This window comes from Bacillus sp. JJ1127, assembly GCF_036965845.1.
In the GTDB taxonomy this organism is placed as follows: Bacteria; Bacillota; Bacilli; order Bacillales; family Bacillaceae_G; genus Bacillus_A.
This window is the reverse complement of record NZ_JBALQK010000322.1, coordinates 1-2,365: the sequence shown is the minus strand read 5'-3', so window position 1 is coordinate 2,365 and position 2,365 is coordinate 1. Positions and strand designations below refer to the sequence as shown.

The 2,365-nt window shown below is 30.3% G+C and carries 2 protein-coding genes and 1 pseudogene; 1 reads left to right on the top strand and 2 read right to left on the bottom strand.

Annotated features, from left to right (window positions below; genetic code table 11):
• Positions 1–759, top strand: a pseudogene (locus V7183_RS23660) (hypothetical protein); the annotation flags it as partial.
• On the opposite strand, the gene V7183_RS23655 reads toward V7183_RS23660, so the two are convergent.
• Entirely contained in the window at positions 756–1,391 is a 636-nt protein-coding gene (locus V7183_RS23655) for a restriction endonuclease (protein WP_335361031.1), read from the bottom strand. The pseudogene V7183_RS23660 and the gene V7183_RS23655 sit on opposite strands and share 4 nt — an antisense overlap.
• 32 nt (positions 1,392–1,423) lie before the next feature.
• Positions 1,424–2,365, bottom strand: a 942-nt coding sequence (locus V7183_RS23650; protein ID WP_335361030.1) for a hypothetical protein, incomplete at its 5' end; no start/stop codon positions are given.

The window sequence follows — 2,365 nt, the reverse complement described above, 5'->3', positions numbered from 1 at the left end:
AACCTTAATGATTCACAAACAGAAGGTATATTAAGAACTTATATTTCCTTAATTATAAAAGCATTAGAAAAAAATGATGTTAGTTCTTTATCTAACCTTTGTTATTCTTTAATTCGATTCATAACTAAGGATAAAGAATCAAATTTAATATTACCAGAAAACAGCGATTATTCCCCTGAAGAACTAGCAGCAATACAATTATTTAGTGGGAATACAGGGGATAACCAAAATAATTCTGAGCACAAATTAGATATCTCAACTTGTATCTATATAATATTACAGGCTATATCTAAAAGTATTGAATTATCTTTGTATAAAAGTACAGGATTTTTAGTGAAATTCTTAGTAACAAGTTTTGAGGATCATGAAGTAAATAGTACATTTCATAAATTCTCTTGTAATCATCTTAAAGAAGAAGTGACTAATAAACCTGTTCTCAATGATAACTCTTTATATTCCGTATTAGAAAATGACTTTCGTATAAACCCTAAAGTAAGTAAATATTTCCTATATAAAATGACTATCTTAATACTCGGTCAACAAAAACATATAAAGAAACACAATGTGAGTATATGGAAAATACCGCATAATACAATAGATGTTTCATTTTTTGATTGCAGTTACCTTGACTACATTTTCAAAAAATTACGGAACAGCAAAGATAAATATGGACTGAGTTATATACAAAGTGAAAAATTTATGAATACACTTTATATAGAATTGCGGCATATTGCAAATAAAAATAAACAAGCTGATTAAAAACTCGGCTTGTTTATTTTCTTATAGGTACCAGCTTCTTTGCTAATCTTCTTAACCTCATATTGAATATACTGCTCAAAAGACTCATTATTCATTTTTGCGTCACTACTTATTCCATAAAAATTTTTATTTTGAGCAATAAAACCTCTATTCGTCAAAGCTTTTAATACATTATGATTTTTTTGTATATCTATGAAGCCAATCATCAGATTATATAAAACCCATTCAACTTGTTCATCAGGTAGCAACCTAGCAATTCCTATACCTTTTGAACGGGCATAATTTAGCGCTGATTCTTGAAATGCACTTTTAGAAGTTATAACTGTTCCCTTAGTATTATCTGATCCTATCTGTTCTAATTTCGCATGGAACTCTTCAATATCATCTACGGGAATTTTCCTACTATAATCTTTACATTCCCAAATCCATATTATTGCAGGTTTATGACCATTACTAATATAAAATTCAATTGATACATCTGTAATTATATTCTTTTCCCTGTCTTTTGAATAATAACCTTTGTTTAAAAAAACTTTCCAATTTTCAGGACTCACTCCTAATGTCTTCTCCTCGATCATCCCCCTTATTTTTTCATATACTTGCATCTCAAACTTTTTACCACTAGAATACAATAATGCCTCCCCCTCTTCACTACCATAAACTATTAACCATTTAATACATTCCCTATTTTTAAGTATATATTACCAGTTTGGGAAGCATAGCGTCTTTTCCTTACAATAAGAGAAACCATATCAATTCTATTTTCTAAAACTGCTAATAGATCTGCCCCATCCATTAGTAATACTGTACTTCTACCTGATGAATAAATTTTAACCGCTTCTTCAGAAAATCCGTTTATTGAAAGAAAAAGCCCTAATGTATTATCTAATTTACGACTAATTTTCCCCGAAAAAGCGTCCAAATCTGATGCATTAACCAGGTAATTCTGCCATTTAGCGTCAAACAAATAATCCGTTCCTTCCAAGGAAAAAGCACCATCGATTTGTTCACCTATATTCCGAAATGAAGCCCGTGGATCTAAATCAAATAATTCAAATGTGTCATATAAGATTTTTTCAAGTTCGAAGCCTCTCCGATGATGATTCTTAGATATTACTAAATGCGAATACCTCTGTTTTATCTCATCCAAACGTGTCAATAACGCTCGACTTTCTCTAACCTTCGCCATATTCTCCATTCTTCTTTTTCTTATTGCCTCTGTCTCTTTTATCTGCGCATCATGCTCCTCAATTGCTCTTTTTAAATCATATACAGCTGCTTTAGCTCTTTCAGCTTTGCGCTTCCCATCTTCGATTTGTTCTAAATGACGAAAACTTTTCATTTGAGTTACTTCATGTAATATCCTACGAATATCTCCAAGATTTTTTTCTTGACCCTTCATAAGTTCATCGATAATGTCTGAAACAATTTGTCTTTTATAGTTACTCCAATCCGTTTTATAAATTATTGTTTTATCTGTAATAGAATTTAATAAAAAGCCTTTCAAGTCATTTTTGTACCAATAAATATTACAAAGAGCTTCTTTTAAATATTGAATAACTACAGCTGAAATTTTAATTTCCATAAAGAGACCACCCCATAACAC